This is a genomic window from Acrocarpospora corrugata (assembly GCF_009687845.1).
GTDB classification, from domain to species: domain Bacteria; phylum Actinomycetota; class Actinomycetes; order Streptosporangiales; family Streptosporangiaceae; genus Acrocarpospora; species Acrocarpospora corrugata.
The window spans coordinates 103,561-123,482 of the sequence record NZ_BLAD01000054.1 but is presented as its reverse complement, the minus strand read 5'-3'; the positions used below and the strand labels follow the sequence as shown (position 1 = coordinate 123,482).

The 19,922-nt window shown below is 67.4% G+C and carries 19 protein-coding genes; 10 read left to right on the top strand and 9 right to left on the bottom strand.

Annotated features, from left to right (window positions below; translation table 11 throughout):
• Positions 1–214: 214 nt before the first annotated feature.
• Positions 215–1,165 (top strand): LuxR C-terminal-related transcriptional regulator, encoded by a 951-nt coding sequence (locus Acor_RS20250; protein ID WP_155338258.1) that lies wholly within the window; start codon positions 215–217, stop codon positions 1,163–1,165.
• A 381-nt stretch (positions 1,166–1,546) separates the two neighbouring features.
• On the opposite strand, the gene Acor_RS20245 is transcribed toward Acor_RS20250, so the two are convergent.
• Positions 1,547–1,756, bottom strand: a complete 210-nt coding sequence (locus Acor_RS20245) for a DUF397 domain-containing protein (protein ID WP_155338257.1) — start codon at positions 1,754–1,756, stop codon at positions 1,547–1,549.
• Positions 1,757–1,958: 202 nt separating this feature from the next.
• Positions 1,959–2,831: a helix-turn-helix domain-containing protein gene (locus tag Acor_RS20240; protein WP_155338256.1), complete on the bottom strand. Its 873-nt coding sequence runs from the start codon at positions 2,829–2,831 to the stop codon at positions 1,959–1,961.
• A 393-nt stretch (positions 2,832–3,224) separates the two neighbouring features.
• On the opposite strand from Acor_RS20240, the gene Acor_RS20235 reads away from it, so the two are divergent.
• Positions 3,225–3,569 carry a hypothetical protein gene (locus tag Acor_RS20235; RefSeq protein WP_155338255.1) on the top strand — a complete coding sequence of 115 codons (345 nt, stop codon included), beginning with the start codon at positions 3,225–3,227 and terminating at the stop codon, positions 3,567–3,569.
• Here the strand turns inward: Acor_RS20235 and Acor_RS20230 are convergent, their stop codons facing one another.
• The gene (locus Acor_RS20230) at positions 3,570–3,833 is read right to left on the bottom strand and encodes a hypothetical protein (RefSeq protein WP_170317005.1); all 264 of its coding nucleotides are present in this window, start codon (positions 3,831–3,833) and stop codon (positions 3,570–3,572) included. It abuts the gene before it with no gap.
• Positions 3,834–3,976: 143 nt separating this feature from the next.
• On the opposite strand from Acor_RS20230, the gene Acor_RS20225 reads away from it, so the two are divergent.
• Entirely contained in the window at positions 3,977–4,888 is a 912-nt protein-coding gene (locus tag Acor_RS20225) for a hypothetical protein (RefSeq protein WP_155338253.1), read from the top strand.
• Between the two features lie 386 nt (positions 4,889–5,274).
• On the opposite strand, the gene Acor_RS20220 is transcribed toward Acor_RS20225, so the two are convergent.
• The 3 genes from Acor_RS20220 to mce all read right to left on the bottom strand — a co-directional run bounded on the left by Acor_RS20220 (position 5,275) and on the right by mce (position 7,949).
• Positions 5,275–5,844 carry a Uma2 family endonuclease gene (locus Acor_RS20220; RefSeq protein ID WP_155338252.1) on the bottom strand — a complete coding sequence of 190 codons (570 nt, stop codon included), beginning with the start codon at positions 5,842–5,844 and terminating at the stop codon, positions 5,275–5,277.
• A gap of 205 nt (positions 5,845–6,049) precedes the next feature.
• On the bottom strand, positions 6,050–7,339 hold the full coding sequence (locus tag Acor_RS20215) for a DivIVA domain-containing protein (RefSeq protein WP_155338251.1): 1,290 nt from the start codon (positions 7,337–7,339) through the stop codon (positions 6,050–6,052).
• Between the two features lie 187 nt (positions 7,340–7,526).
• Positions 7,527–7,949 carry a methylmalonyl-CoA epimerase gene (mce, locus tag Acor_RS20210; protein WP_155338250.1) on the bottom strand — a complete coding sequence of 141 codons (423 nt, stop codon included), beginning with the start codon at positions 7,947–7,949 and terminating at the stop codon, positions 7,527–7,529.
• A gap of 83 nt (positions 7,950–8,032) precedes the next feature.
• Between mce and Acor_RS20205 the strand changes: the two genes are divergently transcribed.
• Genes Acor_RS20205 through Acor_RS20195 form a run of 3 tightly spaced genes read left to right on the top strand, consistent with a single transcriptional unit; the run spans position 8,033 to position 11,046 of the window.
• On the top strand, positions 8,033–9,205 hold the full coding sequence (locus Acor_RS20205) for an acetyl-CoA C-acetyltransferase (RefSeq protein WP_155338249.1): 1,173 nt from the start codon (positions 8,033–8,035) through the stop codon (positions 9,203–9,205).
• Positions 9,202–10,131, top strand: a complete 930-nt coding sequence (gene meaB / locus Acor_RS20200; RefSeq protein WP_155338248.1) for a methylmalonyl Co-A mutase-associated GTPase MeaB — start codon at positions 9,202–9,204, stop codon at positions 10,129–10,131. Before Acor_RS20205 ends, meaB begins: the two co-directional genes overlap by 4 nt.
• Positions 10,132–10,185: 54 nt before the next feature.
• Complete coding sequence (locus Acor_RS20195) at positions 10,186–11,046, top strand: sulfotransferase family protein (RefSeq protein WP_155338247.1); 861 nt, start codon at positions 10,186–10,188, stop codon at positions 11,044–11,046.
• Between the two features lie 3 nt (positions 11,047–11,049).
• On the opposite strand, the gene Acor_RS20190 is transcribed toward Acor_RS20195, so the two are convergent.
• Both Acor_RS20190 and Acor_RS20185 read right to left on the bottom strand, forming a co-directional pair.
• Positions 11,050–11,733 (bottom strand): DUF4230 domain-containing protein, encoded by a 684-nt coding sequence (locus tag Acor_RS20190; protein ID WP_246238825.1) that lies wholly within the window; start codon positions 11,731–11,733, stop codon positions 11,050–11,052.
• Positions 11,734–11,764: 31 nt separating this feature from the next.
• Positions 11,765–13,066 carry a hypothetical protein gene (locus tag Acor_RS20185; protein WP_155338246.1) on the bottom strand — a complete coding sequence of 434 codons (1,302 nt, stop codon included), beginning with the start codon at positions 13,064–13,066 and terminating at the stop codon, positions 11,765–11,767.
• 229 nt (positions 13,067–13,295) lie between these two features.
• Between Acor_RS20185 and Acor_RS20180 the strand changes: the two genes are divergently transcribed.
• Entirely contained in the window at positions 13,296–13,847 is a 552-nt protein-coding gene (locus Acor_RS20180; RefSeq protein WP_155338245.1) for a MarR family winged helix-turn-helix transcriptional regulator, read from the top strand.
• On the opposite strand, the gene Acor_RS20175 is transcribed toward Acor_RS20180, so the two are convergent.
• Entirely contained in the window at positions 13,844–15,508 is a 1,665-nt protein-coding gene (locus tag Acor_RS20175) for a S8 family peptidase (RefSeq protein ID WP_246238824.1), read from the bottom strand. The genes Acor_RS20180 and Acor_RS20175 overlap by 4 nt on opposite strands.
• A 222-nt stretch (positions 15,509–15,730) precedes the next feature.
• Between Acor_RS20175 and Acor_RS20170 the strand changes: the two genes are divergently transcribed.
• The 3 genes from Acor_RS20170 to Acor_RS20160 all read left to right on the top strand — a co-directional run bounded on the left by Acor_RS20170 (position 15,731) and on the right by Acor_RS20160 (position 19,894).
• Positions 15,731–17,389, top strand: a complete 1,659-nt coding sequence (locus Acor_RS20170; protein ID WP_218034380.1) for a coenzyme B12-dependent isobutyryl-CoA mutase large subunit — start codon at positions 15,731–15,733, stop codon at positions 17,387–17,389.
• A gap of 57 nt (positions 17,390–17,446) precedes the next feature.
• Positions 17,447–18,376 (top strand): tetratricopeptide repeat protein, encoded by a 930-nt coding sequence (locus Acor_RS20165; RefSeq protein ID WP_155338242.1) that lies wholly within the window; start codon positions 17,447–17,449, stop codon positions 18,374–18,376.
• A 108-nt stretch (positions 18,377–18,484) separates the two neighbouring features.
• Complete coding sequence (locus Acor_RS20160) at positions 18,485–19,894, top strand: NAD-dependent malic enzyme (protein ID WP_155338241.1); 1,410 nt, start codon at positions 18,485–18,487, stop codon at positions 19,892–19,894.
• Positions 19,895–19,922 lie beyond the last annotated feature (28 nt).

The following is a 19,922-nucleotide window of genomic DNA, read 5'->3' as shown; positions in this document are numbered from 1 at the left end:
AATCCGGAGGATCGGCCATAAACACAGCAAGCCCGCCGAGCCGGAGGCTCGGCCATAGACAACGGCCGGCGCCTCCCTCAACGCCGGCCGTAGGTCTTCCTCCCTCAAGGTGTTGCCTTGAAAGACACCTCAACCATGACGTGGATCTGGCGTGGGATGTACCAATTGGGGTGGCCGGTACCGGTCAGTGGCCGGAATCTGCCAAGGTAGAGCCATGTGGGATGCGATCGGGCTGTCCGGCTTGGAGGAGCGGCTGTACCGCCTCCTGCTGCGTGATCCCAAGTGCTCCCCCGCCGAGTCCACCCGGCGGCTGGAATCGTCACACGCTGACGTAACGGCCGCGCTGGACCGGCTTCTGGAGCTCGGGCTGCTCGAATCGGCCGGACCGTATGGGTACCGCCCGGCGGACCCCAGGATCGCTCTTTCCTCGGCCATCCGCCGCCGCCGCGCCGAACTCGACCGCCTCGCCATCGCCGCCGAAGAACTGGCTACGGACTTCCAGGAGGGCCTGCTCCGCGCCGACCCCGGCCGCGTCATCGAGGTGGTCGAAGGCTCCGCCGCGGCCGGCCGCCGCGTCGAGGAACTCCTCGCCGGCGCCACCCGCGAAGTCCTCGCCCTGGACGCCCCGCCGTACGCCGCCACCGGCACCTCTCTCGGCGCCGAAGAAGCGGCCCTGGCCCGCGGCGTACGCTGCCGCGCGATCTACTCCTCCATCGTCCTGGACCTCCCCCAGAAACTGGACGAGATCCGCCGCATGACCGGCCTGGGCGAACAGGCCCGCGTCCGCTCCCGAGTCCCCATCAAACTGATCCTGGTAGACGGCCGCACCGCCCTCCTCCCCCTCACCGACCACGAGGAAGGCGCCCGCTTCACCTCAATCGTCGTCGGCCGCAGCGCCCTGACCAACGCCCTCGTCGCCCTCTTCGAAACCCTCTGGCGAGAATCGTCCCCCGTCTGGGGCGCCTCAGCGGCCGCCCACGGCGACGGCGTGGACCAGCAAATCCTCGAACTCCTCGCCGTCGGCATGAAAGACGAATCCATCCTCCGCCAACTCGGCATCTCCGAACGCACCCTCCGCCGCCGAATAGCCTCCCTCTTCGACCGCCTCGGCGCCACCGGCCGCTTCCAGGCCGGCGTCCAAGCCGCCCGCAAGGGCTGGATCTGACCACTCGCCCAAGCCGTCCGTCCACCGCACAAACCGTGCCGGAGTGCGGGCCGTAATCCTCAGTGGATCAGCGGCGGTCACCAGATGATGCTCCTATCCGTGACCGAGCTCTATGGCCTGCGTGGACTGGAACGGCTGAGCGAAGCCGGGAGATAGGTCAATCGGCCGGGCGATGGACTAGTTTCGGTGACCCTCTGGCCCGTGTTCCTGGTCCGAGTCGCCACCCGGGAAGGAAATGGTCGGCCAAACGGATCGTCGGTGCTGACCGAAACCGCGGTCCCAATGAATTCAAGAGGTGCCATTGGGCAGGCCAAAACTGTTCAAGTCTTACAAGTTAAAGTGCCCTATTTGGGGATGAAGGTAGTATCTGTCAATTAACGACTACGGCCAGTCGAACTCACCCCGTTGGACGCCGACAACGAAGGCCGCCCAATCTGCACGACTAAACTTGAGTACTACCCCGGTGGGATTGTTGGAGTCTCGCACAAAGGCCGATTCCGGCCCGAAGGCTACCTCTACGCACTCGCCTTCCACGCTGGCCGAACTCTTCCGCCAGAGCAACTCAAACGGATCGCCTGAACCTGAAGACATCAAGCCATCTCCCCTGTGTTGGGTCGAGAATAGCCTGAGACAAGAAGGCCGTACAAGGTACGGAAAAAGCTGTACCACACCGGGTGGAACCCGGGGAAGGTAACCGGTCTGCCATATATGGCAGTGGTTGTTGCCCCTGTGGCCCATGCGACGCCATCGTCCTTCTGTTGCGCGGGTCGTGTCTTCACGCGTTGGGGTGTCTTCACCCCATTTCATCGGCCACTTGCGTGATGAAGGATAGAGAATCGGTTGGGCTCAATGCCTCCGCGAGGATGGCCTCGAAATCATCTCGGGCATCAGCTATGCGCCCGTCTTCCCCCATGAGTGTTGTTTCGGAAGTGCCGCTCTCCAAGTGAAGTAGTTCGCCGAGGCCGCCGTTGAACTCCAGAAGCGTGAAGGCGCCTCGCACCATTCCCACATGCGCTCCGACGCAGAACGGCAGAACCCTGACCTTAATGAGGTTGTTTGCTTGCGCGGTATCCACGATATGGCGGAGTTGCATGGGCATGATCGCCGGATTCGTCCGAATCCCGACTTTTCTTCTGATGACGGCCTCGTCCAGAACAAACAACTCGTGTGGTGGATTCTCTCGATCCTTCAGCGATTCCTGGCGCTTCAATCTCAGCTTGACTCGCTGGCCAACGCGAATAGCATCCACTTCACCGAAGGCCAAGGTTTCCGCATATTCTCGGGTCTGTAGCAGGCCAGGTACCGCCAAGGGCTGGAACTGACGTACGAAGTTGGCGCCGGCTTCGAATCCGACATAGGTTAGATAGGCCTCGCTGACGTCATCTTTGAATTCGTCCCACCATGCCTTGCTGCGCGCCCCCTGATTGAGCCTGATGAGCTCGTCTATCTCTCCGGGATCAGTCACTCCGTAGCGCCGGGCAAGTGCCTCGAGGTCTTGTCTTGAAATTCCGGTCCGGCCTCCCTCTATGCGTATCAGTTTAGAGGTGTGCCACTCCAACTCCGCCGCGACTTCATCCTGCGTCAAGCTGTTGTCCTTGCGGAGTCTGGTCAGCTTGCTCCGCAGTAGCGCGCCCTGGATGACGGGACCGCGTTGATCTATCGGCATTGTCGATCTCATTCCATTTATCGAACGCGTGTTCGATGTAACCTCACAGGGTGCAAGTTGGCATACCCACGGTACCCCACCGGCGGGATGGTCTTGTGTGGGGGTCTATCTCCCCATGAGCTGGGAGATTTCCACAAACTGACCGTCTGCTGGCGCTGCACGTAGCTTCGCTAGACCTTCTGCTACGATGCGTTCTGCAAGGTAGTAGTTTGCTGGTATGCACGCAGAATCTAGCAGTACGGGAGAGTCTCCCGGAACCGGGCTCGCGATCCAAAGGCTGGGATCAGGGCCGGTTCGCAATGGGTTGATGCCGCAGCGGACCGCGGGATCGATCCAAACAGTTCGCCCACCGGTTGATCTCCTGAGAAATCGGCTGGGGTTCGGGGAGGGTACGTGCACGGAATTGTTTGGAACGAAATGACAATCCGCGATTTCGAAGAGATCGGGAACCCTGCAATACAGAAGGAAATTATCATATTGGCAGAAGAAGAGGTGCGATTTCCGCCGCGCGAGCACCGGGAGGATGAGGGCTGGATCAAGGGAAAGATTGGCGAGATGGCTTGGCGTCGCGCCATTTCAACCAAGAGGGGCTCTGATCCACCGGAAGAGCTCAGCGAATACTGCCTGGTCTACCGTCGGCCCACTGACAAAGAGTATCGAGAGGCCGGGGGTGGGCATGCCGCCATAACTGTGACGCGTATTCTGCATAACTCTATGTTGGCCGTGGACGGCCTCTAGTCATGGCCAGTCGAGGCCCAGACGTGTAGCCAGGTCTTCTGTCAGAAAACTTCTTGATTCGAGTTCGCGCGCAGATGAAGTCGGATCCGAGGATTCGCTGGCCTGGTTTCTGAGGAACTGAGCGATTAGCTCACCTTCAAGACCCTTGTTGAGCAAAGGAGTAATCATGGCCACGAACCTGCCATGGCGAGTGATTATTGCAGGTATGCCAGAGTCATTGATCTCTTGGATCACTTCGGCAGTCCTCTGGTTGAGATCACGCATCCTATAAATGTGCACGTCTCCCCGGCCTGCCGGTGGTTTCCCAATGGTCATTTTGGACATCCCCGCAAGTCTACGTACTACCTTTGTACTACAAGTACCCCATCTATGCGAGCCGAAGACAAAATATCCGCAAAGGACAGGTCATGACCACACCTGGCGTCGACCAGATCCCGTCGGTGGCAAATGACGTCTCACACGCGTCCGACCTGCGTGCGGCCGCTCGCTGGCTGGTGGGGGGTAGCGCATCCATCGTCGCCGTATTAGTCGCCAACCTGCAGTTTCGTAACCTTGATGGCCTTGAGGAAGTAGGAGCCTGGGCTGTCATGGCGGCGCTGAGCGCGATCCTCACGGCCCTGACTTCTGTCGTGTGGGTTCTCTATCGGGCGGCAGGAGTCCTCGCAGTGCCTCGTCGCAGCATCGGTGAGCTATCCGAACTGGACCGCAGCGACAATGGCGGCTTCCCCGGCCGTCGTCTCGAGTCCCCTAAGTCCGCCCTCATGAAGTATTTGGTCGTGGAACGCCGCAATGACCTGCTTGGAGCATCTCGTGACGCTATCGGCCAGCTCTCGGGGGATCACATAAAGGCCTATAAAGCTACAACAATCAATAAACCGGGAGATCGGGTTCGGATCGGGACAAACATTTATGATCTTGGTGATTCGGCTGCTATGAGTGCCCTCACTAGCCTTAGCCTCGATTTGGGCCGACGCGTTCAGTGCGTGGTCGACGCGGCCGCGGCCTTTGAGACCCAGCAACGCTACGACCGACTTGCGAAAGGGCTCAAGTGGGCGGGGGCTCCGTTTGTGGCCAGCTTGCTTGTCCTACTGCTCCTGCCAACCCTCGTGCCCGATGTGATGCAGGTGAAGGTCCCGACCCGCGTTCAGATAGCCTCTCCCGCATCATGGCCGACACCCTGCGCTGGGATGCTTCTGGACGGCATCGCGGTGGGAGGGAATATGGATGCTCCCATTGTCGTGATCCCTCGTCAGGGAAACTGCCCGGCCCAAAAGCTGACCGAAACCGCCCACCTCATCGTTATACCCAAGGTGGACTAGCGTTAGTTTGTATGGATTGAGCCAGGTGGCAGGTACTTCTTCGGTGTGAGGGTCCCCCTGGTGGAGAGGGCCGGAGACGAGTTAGCTCCAAGCCATGCCGACCCCGCGCCGGGGCGCTCCGCTGTCTACCGACGCTTCCGCCGCTTGACGAGCGGGCAGAGCCATCCTTTTCCGCAATGGCACACCCAGAGGTGGCGGGCTGCCGGAACCTGTCTGGACTAGTAGGACTGGACACACCACCCGGCTGATGGTGGCCACCACTGACCCGCTTAGTCATGATGCCCTCGCCCGCTGATCTGCAAGCCCTGTTCGACGCCGTCAGCCCAGGCCGCGGCCTGCACCTCTACCTCCACCCTGACCCAACAATCCACCGTAAGGTGATCGCGTCAGATCAGTTCGATGAGGTCGACTTCCAGTGGAAGTGGGTCTGACACCTTGAGTTTGCCCGTGTCCACCCCGGCTGAGGCGTAATAGCCGGTGGTCGGATCCAGTCGATAGCGGAATACCGCTGGACCATGATCATGGTCGTTTAGTTCGACTCGCCAGTAGTGCTTAATCCCCGCAGCGGCGTACTCCGCAGGCTTGTCTTGGTCTGCTGTCACTGAGCCGGGTGACATGACCTCGATGACCATCAGGCAGTGGCCGGGGCGCAGGACTTCCTCGTCAGGAAGGGAGGCATCGTAGACGGCGATATCAGGACGCCGGTTGAGTAGGGGGATGTCACGGAGTCTCAGGTCGATGTCGGTGGCGACCGCCAGGTGATCGTCGCAAACGTACTCGATCGCGTGCGCCAGGCGGCGGGCGAGGATCTGGTGCGCGCGGCGGGGGGCGGCGTACACGAGGATGGCTCCGTCCACGACTTCGATGCGCCTGGAGATGTCTTCGGGCAGTGCTTCGTAGGCCTCGGCGCTGAGCCCTTCAGGAGACAGCACCATCCAGTCCGGCAACGCGGTCATGCCCTCAGCATATGACCTCAGCTGACGTCATGATGGTACGGCTCCGGAGTTAGCCAGTAGCGAAGAGTAGTTGAAGCCGTGCGGGCGGCGAAGGTGGCTTTGGGATTTACCGCACTAATCTCGCGGGAACGTGACAAATGCCCGGCGGGGGTTAGTCCGCCGGGCATTTGTTTGGTGTGTAGCCGTCGCCCCGAGTTGGATAGTCCTACTCCTGCCACCATTCGGCGTCGTCGTCCGCCTTGGGGGCCGGGGGTGCGGGCTTCGGGGTGGGCTTGTCGTTGCCGTTGGGGGCGGCGGAGAGGGCCGGCTTGATGGGAGCGGCCACCACGGGGGCGGGCTCGGGGTCCATGCCGGGGAGGGCGGCGCCGCCGAGGAGCTGGCGGAGCTGGGCCAGGTGGCTGGTGATGCTGTCGCGCTGGCGGGTCAGTTCGTCGACCTGGCGCTGCATGTTGGAGCGGGTGCGCTCGGCCTCGCTCTTGGCGTCACTCACTATCGATTCTGCGCTGGACTTGGATTCCGCGACCAGCTGGTCGGCGTTCTTGCGGGCGTTGGCCAGGAGCTGCTTGGCGTGGGTGTCGGCCTCGCGGCGGGTCTGGTCGGCCTGCTGGGTGGCCTTGGTCGCGCGCTGTTCCGCGGTGGCGGCGCGCTGCTCGGCCTCGGCGACGAGCTTCTGGGTGTTGGCCTGGGCGGTGGCGTGGCGCTCGGACTCCTGGCGCTCGGAGTCCTCGCGGCGGGCGGCCAGCTGGATCTCGAACTCGGCCTCGTCCTGGGCGCGCTTGGCCTCGGACTCCTCCAGGACCCGCTGGGCCTGGGCACGCATCTCGTCGGCCTGACGCTTGGCGGTGGTCAGCACCTCGTCACGCTCGCGCTTGGTGGACGCCCGCAGCTGGGCGACCTCACGCTCGGTGGTGGTGCGCAGCTTGGCGATCTCACGCTCGGCGTCGGCGCGCTTCTCCGCGACCTCATGGTCGGCGGTGGCGCGGAGCTTGGCGACCTCACGCTCGGTGGTGTTGGTCAGCTCGTCCGACTCGCGCTTGGCGGTGGAGCGGATCTCCTCCGCGTCCCGCTCGGCGGTGGTGCGCATCTCGTCGGCCTCGCGGGTGGCGAGCGCGCGCTTATCAGCGGCCTCGTTCTCGGCGGCGGCGCGGACGTCGGCGGCATCCACCTTGGCGGCGGCCTTGATCTCGTTGGCCTCGGATCGGGCGGCCTGGACGAGTTCGGTGGCCTGCTCCTCCGCCAGACGCAGCAGTTGCTCAATGCGGGCGCCCAGCCCGGAATAGGTCGGGCGCTCCTGCTCCTGCAGCTGGCGCTGGGAGTCGGAAAGGTCCCGCTGAAGGGCGGTGACCTGCTCCCGGGCCTGACGCAGGTCTGTGTCCAGCGTCTTCAGGTGGTCGTGGACCTGGTGCCGGTCATAGCCGCGGAGCACCACGTCGAATTCCCGGGAGGGGGCGTCTTCAAAGAAATTGTTCAACTGGGCGTCGATGTCGGACTGCATGAGGCTCGATCCTGGGTTGTCGAGACGGCTACACGGGCCGGACGGGGGGGTTTCGGACATCCGAGGCGAGGAGCCCATTGCGGGATCCACGTCCGGTGGTAGGCCAGCGTACTCCGGTGCTGCCGAGTTGGCGGCCTCCTCGGACTTTCTGCGCGACTTGTTACGTATGAGCCTTTCTTGTGTTTGGTCATTGCCTCGGTGTCTCAACCAGCTCTGTTAGGACTCCTCCCACATCCTTCGGGTGAAGAAACGCAATAGAGGCACCCATAGAGCCGTGACGTGGGCGTTCATCGATGAGGCGCACCCCCTTGCCGGCGATGTCCGCCATGGCTTTCGCCACGTCGGCGACGCCGTATCCGATGTGGTGCACACCCTCGCCGCGTTTGCTCAAATACTTCCCCACGGCGGTGTCGGGGTGGAGGGGTTGCAGCAGCTGGACATAGGAGGATCCATGCTCGCCGTCGGCCACGTGCAGCATGGCCTCCTTGACGCCCTGCTCCTCGTTCACCTCCCGGCTCACGACCACCAGGCCGAAGGTCGACTCGTAGAACTCGATCTTCTCCTCCAGGTTGTGACAGGCGATGCCCACATGGTCGATCCGCTGAAACATTGAGTCCACCCTCCTGGGCGATCGCGCGAGCGCCCCTGGGTATGGTGACACCGTCGCCCCTGGTCTATCGAGGAGGCCCGCGCATGTCCCGTTCCGTCATCGTCGCCGGAGCACGTACCCCCATCGGACGGCTGCTCGGTTCGCTGGCCGGCAAGTCCGCGGTGGAACTCGGTGGGATCGCCATCAAAGCCGCGCTGGAACGTTCGGGAGTGGCTCCGTCCGACGTACAGTACGTGATCATGGGGCAGGTGCTCCAGGCGGGCGCGGGGCAGATCCCGTCGCGGCAGGCGGCGGTGCACGCCGGGATCCCGATGAGCGTGCCGTCGCTGACGATCAACAAGGTTTGCCTGTCGGGTCTGGACGCGATCGCGCTGGCCGATCAGCTGATCAGGGCCGGTGAGTTCGAGATCGTGGTGGCGGGCGGTATGGAGTCCATGACCAACGCCCCGCACCTGATCCCTGGCCTGCGCAAGGGCGTCAAGTACGGCCCCGCCGGGATCGTGGACGCGATGGCGCTGGACGGGCTCACCGACGCGTTCGACCAGATCGCGATGGGCGAGTCGACCGAAAGACACAACGCGCGCTACGGCCTCACCCGCGCCGAGCAGGACGCCTTCGCCGCGCGGTCGCACCAGCTGGCCGCCGCCGCGGCCAAGAACGGCGTCTTCGACGAGGAGATCGTCCCGGTGCCGCTGCCCAAGGGCGCCGAGTTCACGGCCGACGAAGGGGTGCGTCCCGAGACGACCGTGGAGACGCTGGCCAATCTGCGCCCGGCCTTCACCAAGGACGGCACGATCACGGCGGCGTCGGCGTCCCAGATCTCCGACGGCGCCTGCGCCGTCGTGGTGATGGCGAAGAGCAGGGCCGAGGAGCTCGGGCTCGACTGGCTGGCCGAGATCGGCGCGCACGGCAACGTGGCCGGGCCGGACAACTCGCTCCAGGCCCAGCCCGCCAACGCGATCAAGCACGCGCTCGGCAAGCAGGGCCTGACCGTGGCCGACCTGGACGTGGTCGAGATCAACGAGGCGTTCGCGCAGGTCGTGCTCCAGTCGGCGAAGGAGCTCGGGCTGCCGCTCGACAGAATCAACGTCAACGGCGGCGGCATCGCCGTCGGCCATCCGATTGGCGCGTCCGGCGCGCGGATCGTGCTCACCCTCGCGCACGAGCTGCGCCGCCGCGGCGGCGGGCTGGGCGCGGCGGCGCTGTGCGGCGGTGGCGGCCAGGGCGACGCACTGATCATCCGCGTCCCCGCGTGACGCCCCTCGCCGAGGAGGTGCTGGCCGGCCGCCCGCGCGCCATCGCGCGGGCCATCTCCCTGGTCGAGAACGCCGGTACGGCCCTGCGCGACCTGATCGCGGCCCTCGGCACGCGCCAGCCGTACCGGGCCAGGGTGGTGGGCCTGACCGGTTCGCCCGGGGTGGGGAAGTCGACCTCGACCGGCGCCCTGATCGAGGCGGCGCGCAAGCGCGGCGAGCGGGTCGGCGTGCTGGCGGTGGATCCTTCGTCGCCGTTCACCGGGGGAGCGCTGCTCGGCGACCGGGTCAGGATGCAGGAGCACGCGACCGACTCGGGGGTGTTCATCCGGTCGATGGCCACCCGCGGGCATCTGGGCGGCCTGTCCTGGGCGGTGCCGCAGGCGATCCGGGTGCTGGACGCGGCCGGGTACGACCTGGTCCTGGTCGAGACCGTGGGCGTCGGGCAGGCCGAGGTGGACATCGCCTCACTGGCCGACTCCACGATCGTGCTGCTCGCGCCGGGCATGGGCGACGGGGTGCAGGCCGCCAAGGCGGGCATTCTGGAGATCGCCGACGTGTTCGTGGTCAACAAGGCCGACCGGGACGGCGCGCAGGCGACGATCCGGGATCTGCGGAACATGGTCGCGCTGTCGGACGCGCCCTGGCGTCCGCCGATCGTGGCGACGGTGGCCGCCCGGGGCGAGGGCGTGGACGACGTGGTGGCCGCGCTGGACGCGCACGCCGCGTACCTGGCGGAGTCGGGGCAGGGCCGGCTGCGCCGCCTGGCTCGGGCCAGGGACGAGATCGAGGCGATCGTGCTGGCCCAGCTGCGGGCCAGGATCGGGAACATCCACGGGGACCTGCGGCTGGACGCGCTGGCGGAGCGGGCGCTGGCGGGGGAGACCGATCCGTACGCGGCGGCCGACGAGCTGATTGCGGCGCTCTAGCTTTTCTCAGGGCGTGTTCACCCTCGCGTAACCCCTCCTCCTTACGTTCCAGGTATGAAGTGGAAGCAGGTTCTCAATTCGACCCTGGAAGGGGTCACTGGTTACGCCATCAAACGGGTACGGCTCCCGCCCACCCCGCTGCCGCCCCGGATGCCCGACGACAGGATCCGCGGCCCGGTGGATCCGGCGGCGGACCGCCTGCTCCGCGAGCCGGTGTTCCTGCTGGCCCCCGTCCGGTCCGGTTCGACGCTGCTGCGGGTGATGCTGAACAGCCACTCGCGCCTGCACGCCCCGCACGAGACCCACTTCCGCCGGATGACGGTGAATCTGCCCACCGACCCGCTCCAGCAGGCGCTGACCGCGCTCGGCCACACCCACAGCGACGTCGAGCACATCCTGTGGGACCGCATGCTCCACCGCGAGCTGCTGCGCAGCGGCAAGCCGATCCTGGTGGAGAAGACCCCCAGCAACGTGTTCGCCTGGAAGCGGATCTCGACCTGCTGGCCGGACGCCCGGTTCATCTACCTGATCAGGCACCCGCTGTCGATCGCCACCTCCTGGCACGAGGCCGACCCCGAGGCCCGGCCGATGGAGGAGGCGGTGCCGCACGCGCTCAGGTACGCCACCTACCTGGAGGAGGCCCGCCAGAAGGTCGGCGGCCTGACCGTCTCCTACGAAGGGCTCACCACCAACCCGGAGCGCGAACTCCGGGGGATCTGCGACCGGCTGGGCGTGCCCTGGGAGCCGGGCGTGCTCCGGTACGGCGACCACGACCACGGCACCTTCGTCAAGGGCATCGGCGACTGGCGCGACAAGATCCAGACCGGCACGGTCCAGCCGGGGCGCCCCCTGCCCACCCCGGACGAAGTCCCAGAACAATTGCGCGAAATATCCAGTAAATGGGGATATCTGTAGCGGTTACGGCTCGTCGGTGTAGGTGATCGTCACCTTCGTGAAGCCGAGCGCCTTCAGCATGTTCTCCAGCATCGCCTTGGTGTTCGCGTCGGCGCGGGCCCGCAGGTCGCTCCCCGTGGCCGCTTCAGCGATCTTCCTCTCGGCGAGCAGGTACAGCTCCTGCTGGTTGCCCGGGGAGTCGGACAGGAACTCGCCCACCCGGTCCAGCAGACCCCGCTCCTGGTGGTAGACGTAGGAGCGCTTGTTGTCCAGGTTCGGCTTCTCCAGCTGGGCGCGCGGCAGCTTCACCGTCACGGAGGTCCGGTCCGGGGAGACGGTGATCGCGTCCTTGCCGAGGCCGCCGAACTCCACGTAGGCGTCCACGTTGCCGGCGCCGACGAACAGCGTCCTGGTCCCCTTGATCGCGTCCGGCAGGAAGTCGGCGTCCTTCTCCAGATCCACCACGACCTGGAAGTTGCCGGTCGCGGCCTCGAAGCGGCTGAGGTTGTGGATGGACTGGAGCAGCACCGGCTGGCTGCGGTCGATGGTCGTCTCGCCGAAGGGATCCAGCCAGGACCAGGCCAGCCGGAGGCCGACGACCAGCAGCAGCACGACGAAGAGCGCCCCGGCCAGCCAGCGCCAGCCACGGCGCGAGCTGCGCCTGACGGGGGTCGGCTCGGTCAGCGGGGCGCGCGTCTGGCGGTTCACGAAGGGACATCTTCCCGCTAATAGGCGGCTATCACATCCCAGGCGGTGGCATTCCCGGCGGCGCGGGCATCAACGGCGTCGGACTCGGGCGCGGCGCGTAGGCCAGGCCGCCGAAGTGGTTGGTGCTCAATCGGCAGTTGGCGAAATCCGCGTAGAACATGCGCAGCCATTCGCGCCGCTGCTCCTCGCTCAGCCCGGAGAACCACGCGGACGCGTTCTGGTGCTCCGCCAGCGGCCCGGCCGGCAACGGTTCCCCCCTCAGCCAGGCCGCCACGATCGCCCGGTAGCCACTGGCCACGGCCTCCGTACAGGGCCGGGAGAGCCGTTCCACGAACTCGGCCGCCGCGCGGTCGGCGTACCCGGTGTCCAGGTCGTCGACGTGGATCGGGATCACGCCGCGCGCCGCGTCCTCCCCGCCGGGGGTCAGCCGGGACCGCTGCTCCACCCGCTGGAACGCGGCCGGGGTGCCCGACAGCCGGGCCGCGATGCCGGTGAACGCGCTGCCCAGCTCGGTCAGGCCGCCGCGCATGCCGGGGTGCACGCACACCGTGATCGGCCACTCCTGGCAGCTGTAGACCACGTTCCGCGCGACCGGGACGACCGGCGGCTCGGCCAGCAGCCGGGCCACGCCGGTGCCCGCCGCGAGCACCGCGACCATCGCCGCGGCCAGCGCCAGCGGCTGCCGCGTCAGCGCCGCCGCCCAGCCGAACAGCAGGGCCGCGCTGATCCCCACCAGCCACATGGTCTGGTAGAGGAACGACCCGGCGCTCAGGTCCTGGAACAGGTCGTACGGCTGCGGCGTGGCCGGCGCCAGCCGATCCGCCCATCCGCCGTCCGTGATCCAGCTGAACAGCGCGTACGTTCCGGTCCCCGCCAGCAACGGCGTGATCGCGTACGGCACCCCCCACCCGACGATCCACCCCAGCACGACATACAACGCCAACCCCGCCGCGCCCATCGCCAGCCCGCTCGGCAGCAGTCGCCCGGCCTGCTCGCTCAGCACCGCGCGCAGCGTCAGCACCAGCACCGTCGCCCCGAACGACCCCACCACCACGGCCAGGATCGCCAGCGGCGCCTTCAACGCCCGCCAGGTCGTCAGTTCGCCCCGGGTCGCCCGGCGCTTGCGCACCGCCACCCAGGCGGCGAACGCGGCCGCCACCGGCCCGGTCAGCCGGAGCGAGCCGATCACGGCCACCACGATGTTGTCCCACACCATGACGCCGGGAATGAGGACGCTCCACGCCGCGACCAGGCCGAGCACCATCAGCACGGTCACCGTGATCACCGCGCTGTGCTTCAGCTCCTCGCGTGAAACGCCCCTGTGCTCACGCACGATCCAGCCGTGTCAATGTGCTGCCCATCAAGCACCCCCCGTGCCTGTGCGAGCCGCCGTCCGTGCGCCATTCCCCGTGGCGCGGGACGAGTTTGCCGCTACCTCACTGTTTGCCATCGCAACCATAACGGAGCGTGATGTTTGGTGGGCCAATTCTCTGGTCAAGGAATGAGTTTGGTCACGCTACGTGAAGTGCGAACCAGGACGATCAGCGCGCTACCGTAACGCTGTGCCTCTCAACCTGCCGTTCGATCCCATCGAGCGCGCCGCCGGAACGTGGCGGGAGCGCTTCGGGCCCTCGTCCGCCATGGCCGCCGTCACCTCGATCATGAGAGCTCACCAGATCTTGCTGGCGCAACTGGACACGCTGCTCAAGCCATACGATCTGACCTTCGCCCGGTACGAGGCGCTGGTGCTGCTGACCTTCAGCAGGACCGGGGCGCTGCCGCTGTCCAAGATCGGGGAGCGGCTGATGGTGCACCCGACCAGCGTGACCAACACGGTGGACCGGCTGGAGAAGGCGGGCCTGGTGATCCGCCGCCGGAACCCGAACGACGGGCGCGGCGTGCTGGCCGAGATCACCGAGCCGGGCCGGGCCGCCGTCCGGGCCGCCACCGCCGACCTGATGGCCGCCGAGTTCGGCCTGGCCATGTACGGCGAGGCCGACCTGGCCGCGATGTTCGACGTGCTCAGAACCCTCCGGGTGGCGGCCGGTGACTTCGCCGACAAAACCGAAGAAGGGGGCCCGTCAGGTGACGGACCCCCTTCAATGATCGTTTAGCGGCCGATCGCGCTCAGGGCGTTCACGATGCCCTGACCGTAGAAGCCGTTGCTGTTCCGCGAGCCCTCGCAGGCGTGCGTGGCCGTCACGGTCGAGCCGCTCGGCAGGTTGCGGGTGTAGGTGTAGCTGCCGCCCGCCGGGCACCGGGTCGCGGTGGCGGTGGACTCCAGGCGCCGCTCGACCGCGTCCGGGTCCATGCCGAAGCCGCCCCAGCTCTGCTTGCCGTAATTGCTGACGATCAGAGCCGCCACGCCGACCGCGCGCGGCGAGGCCATCGAGGTGCCCTGCAGGTACTGGTAGTAGCCGCAGACGCTGCCCCGGCAGTCCCGCACGACGTACTCCACGGTGGGCACGCCGTTCGCGTCGATCTCGCCGTTGAGGCGGGCCAGCGACTCGGGGTAGGCCGACAGGGTGGCCTTGGTGATGTCCCGGGTGTTGCCGGGGGTGTCGTACACGTCGCCGCCGGGCGCGGCCACGTCCACGTAGCCGTTGCCGTAGTCGGAGTAGTACGCCTTGCGGGTGCTGTTGCCGACCGAGGAGACCGAGATCACGTGGTTGCCCTCGCTGGGCATCGAGACGCAGCTCGTCGGGATCGTCCGGTCGTACGGGGCTTCGCCCGGCTCGCTGGCGAAGTCGGGGCTGGAGCCGTCCAGGAGCTCCTTGGTGTAGTCGGTGGCGCCGTTGCCGGCCGCCGCGATCAGGGTGACCCCCTTGCGGTGCGCGTAGTTGAGGGCGCGCTGGGTGGCCTGGATGACGATCCGCTGCTCGGCCTGGTCGGCCGCCGAGTCCAGCGGGTGGTTGGCGCAGTTGAACAGCCACGGGTCGATGTAGTAGCTCATGTTCACCACGTCCACGCCGATGTCGCCGGCGTAGGTGAGCGCGTCCACGGAGGGCTGCAGGAAGAAGTAGCCCGAGTCCTGGCCGGCCCGGATGTTCACGATGGTGACCTTGGGGGCCACGCCCGCGACGCCGAGCTTGTTCAGCGGCGAGGCGATCGAGGAGGCGACGTGCGTGCCGTGCCCGTCCTCGTCCACGTTGGCGGGGTCGCTGCAGGAGGCGTCGGGCTCCTCCTCGCACGGGCCGTCGATCACGTCACCGTTGGCGTCGACCGGGATGTCGGTGGTGAAGTTGCGGCTGAGCGAGTTGCTGAAGTTCGGGGCGATGTCGGGGTGGGTTCCGTCGACACCGGTGTCGATGACGCCGACGAGCACGCGCTTGTCGCCCTGCTCGTACTTGTGCGCCTGGTTGGCCTGCACGACGTCGAGGTCCCACTGCAGGTCGTCCAGCGGCTCGGCGGACGGCTTCGCGTTCCACTTGGCGCGCTTGGTCCCGTGCCGGCCCTCCTTCTCGATGACCTTGGCCTCGATGGCCTTGCGCACGTTGGCCTTGACCCTGGCGCTCTCGGGGGCCTTGCCGATGACGCGGTTGGCCGCCACGCCCTCGATCGCCGCGCTGCTCTTGAGCGCGTCGGCGAAGCCGGCGTTGGCGGTGCTGACCGTGGCCAGGCCGACCGCGGTGTTGACCTTCACAACGGTGCCGCCGGCTGCCTGGATCGCCTTTTGGGCCTCGGCCGCGCTGGCGCCCTCCTTGTAGAGGACCACGTATTCCTTGGTGCTCGCGGGCTCGGCCGTGGCCGGCGCCGCCTGAGCCGGGGCTGTCAACGCCGCTGCGGTTAACGCCGCGACGGCGGCGATAGCGGATACGCGCTTCAAACTGCCACCTCCCTGTGGGCAGGAACAAACACACGGGTTAGTTCCGTGCGGACGCCATATTGGGGGTATTTGCGACAAGGAGCCAAGGTGTGGGTGATTTGAGGCCAAGGTGTGACATGCGTAGTCAAGAGATGCTGGCGGTTGTTAGTAGGACGTCCTAGTATTTTGTCCATGGATGAGATCGAGGCCGGACGGGCCCGCTGGCAGGCCAGGTACGACGCGGCGAACAAGCGGGACCGCGAGTTCAGGACGCTGTCCGGCATCGCGGTGGACCCGGTCTACGGGCCGGCGGCCCCGGATCCACGGTTCGAGCGGATCGGGTGGCCGGGGGAGTATCCGTACACCCGCGGCCTGCATCCGACCGGTTATCGCGGGCGGCCCTGGACGATCCGGCAGTTCGCCGGGTTCGGCAACGCGCGGCAGACCAACGAGCGGTACAAGATGATCCTCGGCGCGGGCGGCGGCGGGCTGTCGGTCGCCTTCGACATGCCGACGCTGATGGGCCGCGACTCCGACGACGCGCGCGCCCTCGGCGAGGTCGGGCACTGCGGCGTCGCGATCGACTCGGCGCTGGACATGGACCTGCTGTTCGACGGCATCCCGCTGGGCGAGGTGACCACGTCGATGACGATCAGCGGGCCGGCCGTACCGATCTTCTGTATGTACGTGGTGGCGGCCGAGCGGCAGGGTGTGCCGCTGCGGGCGCTCAACGGGACGCTGCAGACCGACATCTTCAAGGAGTACATCGCGCAGAAGGAGTGGCTGTTCGGGCCCGAGCCGCACCTGCGGCTGATCGGCGACCTGATGGAGTTCTGCGCCCGCGAGGTGCCCGCCTACAAGCCGCTGTCGGTCTCCGGCTACCACATCAGGGAGGCCGGCTCCACGGCCGCCCAGGAACTGGCCTACACCCTGGCCGACGGCTTCGGCTACGTGGAACTCGGCCTGTCACGCGGCCTGGACATCGACGTCTTCGCCCCCGGCCTGTCCTTCTTCTTCGACGCGCACATCGACTTCTTCGAGGAGATCGCCAAGTTCCGGGCCGCCCGCCGGATCTGGGCCCGCTGGCTCCGCGAGGTGTACGGCGCCCGCACCGAGAAGGCCCAGTGGCTGCGCTTCCACACCCAGACCGCCGGCGTCTCGCTCACCGCCCAGCAGCCCGACAACAACATCGTCAGAACCGCCGTCGAAGCCCTGGCCGCGGTCCTGGGCGGCACCCAGTCGCTGCACACCAACGCGCTGGACGAGGTGCTGGCGCTGCCGTCGGAGAAGGCCGCCGAGATCGCGCTGCGCACCCAGCAGGTGATCATGGAGGAGACCGAGGTGGTGAACGTGGTCGACCCGCTCGGCGGCTCCTGGTACGTCGAGGCGCTCACCGACCGCCTGGAGGCCGAGGCGGAGGAGATCTTCGCCAAGATCAGGGAGATGGGCGCCGGCGACATCACCTCGGGACTGCTGCGCGGCATCGAGGACGGCTGGTTCATGGCCGAGATCGCCGAGGCCGCCTTCGACTACCAGCGGCAGTTGGAGAAGGGCGAGAAGCGGGTGGTCGGGGTGAACTGCCACACCGGGACCGCCGAGCAGCCGCTGGAGATCCTGCGGGTCAGCCACGAGGTGGAGGCCGAGCAGCGGCGGGTGCTGGCCGAGCGCCGCGCGGCCAGGGACGGGCAGGCCGTGGACGCGGCGCTGGCCAGTCTGCTGGACGCGGCCAGGACCGACCGGAACATGATCGAACCGATGCTGGCGGCGGCCAGGGCCGAGGCCACATTGGGAGAAATCTGCGACGTGCTCCGCGAAGAATGGGGCACTTACACGGAACCGCCGCGATTCTGACCGCCCATTCCCGAGGGGATGGAACGTGGCCCCCCGGGGATGCGGCAGGATTGGACTATGGCAGCGGACTTCTCTCGACCTGGATCGCTCTACGGCGCCGTTGATCTCGGCGCGCGCAAGCAGGCCCTGGAGGCGCAGGCGCGGCGCGAGACCGCGGCCAAGAACCCCGCCTCTCCGGGCACCCCCGAGCTCATCGAGCCGACCGCGGCGACCTTCACCGCCGAGGTGGTGGAACGCTCGATGAGCGTTCCGATCATCGTCGAGGCGACGGTGCCCCGGGCCGAGCAGGTGCAGCAGTTCAGCCTGGCGATGGAGAAGCTGGCCGCCGAGGCGGCCGGCGCCTGGCTGCTCGCCCGGGTCGACGTGGAGGCCAACCCCGAGCTGGCCCAGGCGCTGCGGATGCGCGCGGTGCCGACCGTCTACCTGGCGGTGCAGGGGCAGCTGATGCCGCTGTTCGAGGGCCCGCTGCCGGAATCGCAGCTGCGCCAGGCCCTCGCCCAGGTCTTCGAGCAGCTCGGCGTGGAGCTGGGCGAGCTGGGCGCGCCGGAGGAGGACGGCCCCGCCGAGCCCCCGGTCGACCCCGACCTGCTGGCGGCCGACATGGCGATCGAGGACGGCGACCTGGACGCGGCCGAGGCCGCCTTCAAGCGGCTGCTGGCCCGCGCCCCGGCCGACGAGGAGGCGAAGATCGGGCTGGCCGGCGTCGGCCTGGTCCGCCGGACCAGCGGGCTCAACCCCACCGAGGTGCTGCGCCGCGCCGCGGACGCGCCCGCCGACGTGGCGACCCAGATCCAGGCGGCCGACGTGGAGATGCTGGCCGGGAACGTGGACGCCGCCTTCGACCGCATGATCGGCCTGGTCCGCCGGACCGCGGGGGAGGACCGGGATCAGGCGCGGGTGCACCTGCTCGGCCTGTTCGACACCCTGCCGGCCGACGACCCGGCGATCGCCAAGGCCCGCCGGGGGCTGGCTTCGGCCCTCTTCTAAGCGACCAAAACGTACATAGGGCTCATTTCGCTTCACATTTCGGCCTGCTCCACCCCTCCGGAGGTGGCACGATGGACCCACACCCAATGCGCAAAGGAGCGGATTGACGTGGCCACCGTGCCCAGTGTTTCCTATTCGATCACCGTCCGACTTGAGGTGCCCGCCGGGGGTAAGGCCGTGAGCCTGCTCACCCACGCGGTGGAGCACGCCGGCGGGGTCGTCACCGCGCTCGACGTGACCAACGCGGGTCACGAGAAACTGCGCATCGACGTGACCTGCGCGGCCCGGGACACCGACCACGCGCAGGCGATCGTGGACGGGCTCGGCGCGATCGAGGACGTGGTCATCCACAAGGTCTCGGACCGGACCTTCCTGATGCACCTCGGCGGCAAGATCGAGATGCAGTCCAAGGTCCCGCTCCGGAACCGCGACGAGCTGTCCATGGCCTATACGCCGGGGGTGGCTCGGGTGAGCATGGCGATCGCCCGCAACCCGGAGGACGCGCGGCGGCTGACCATCAAGCGGAACTCGGTGGCCGTGGTCACCGACGGTTCCGCGGTGCTCGGGCTGGGCAACATCGGGCCCGCCGCCGCGCTGCCGGTGATGGAGGGCAAGGCCGCCCTGTTCAAGCGGTTCGCCGGCATCGACGCCTGGCCGATCTGCCTGGACACCCAGGACGTGGACGAGATCGTGCTGATCGTGCGGGCCATCGCGCCCGGGTTCGGCGGGATCAACCTGGAGGACATCTCCGCGCCGCGCTGCTTCGAGGTGGAGCGGCGGCTGCGCGAGCTGCTGGACATCCCGGTCTTCCACGACGACCAGCACGGCACCGCGATCGTGGTGCTGGCGGCGCTCACCAACGCGCTGCGGGTGGTGCGCAAGGAGCTCGCCGACGTGCGGATCGCGCTGGCGGGCGCCGGCGCGGCCGGGACCGCGGTGCTGCGGCTGCTGCTGGCCGCCGGGGCGCGGCACGTGGTGGTCTGCGACTACCTGGGCGCGGTGCACCAGGGCCGGGACGACCTGGACGAGTCGCTGCGGTGGATCGCCGAGCACACCAACGCCGAGGGCTACTCCGGCGACGTGCGCGGCGCGGTGAAGGGCGCCGACGTGTTCATCGGGGTGTCCGCGCCGGGCATCCTGACCGGCGACGACATCGCCACCATGGCGCCGGACTCGGTGGTGTTCGCGCTGGCCAACCCCGAGCCCGAGGTCTCGCCCGACGACGCGCGCGAGCACGCGGCCGTGGTGGCGACCGGGCGGTCGGACTACCCCAACCAGATCAACAACGTGCTGGCCTTCCCCGGGGTGTTCCGTGGCCTGCTGGACGCGCAGGCCGACGGGGTCACCCAGGACATGCTGCTGGCCGCCGCGCGGGCGCTGGCGGCCGTGGTCAGCTCCGAGGAACTCGGGCCGAACTACATCGTGCCCAGCGTCTTCCATCCGGATGTGGCCAACGCGGTGGCGGCGGCCGTGCGCGAGTCCGCGGGCGGGAAGGTGCGCGGCTTCACCGAGGCGTGAGGGGTGACGCTTGACTTGCTCCTCGGAC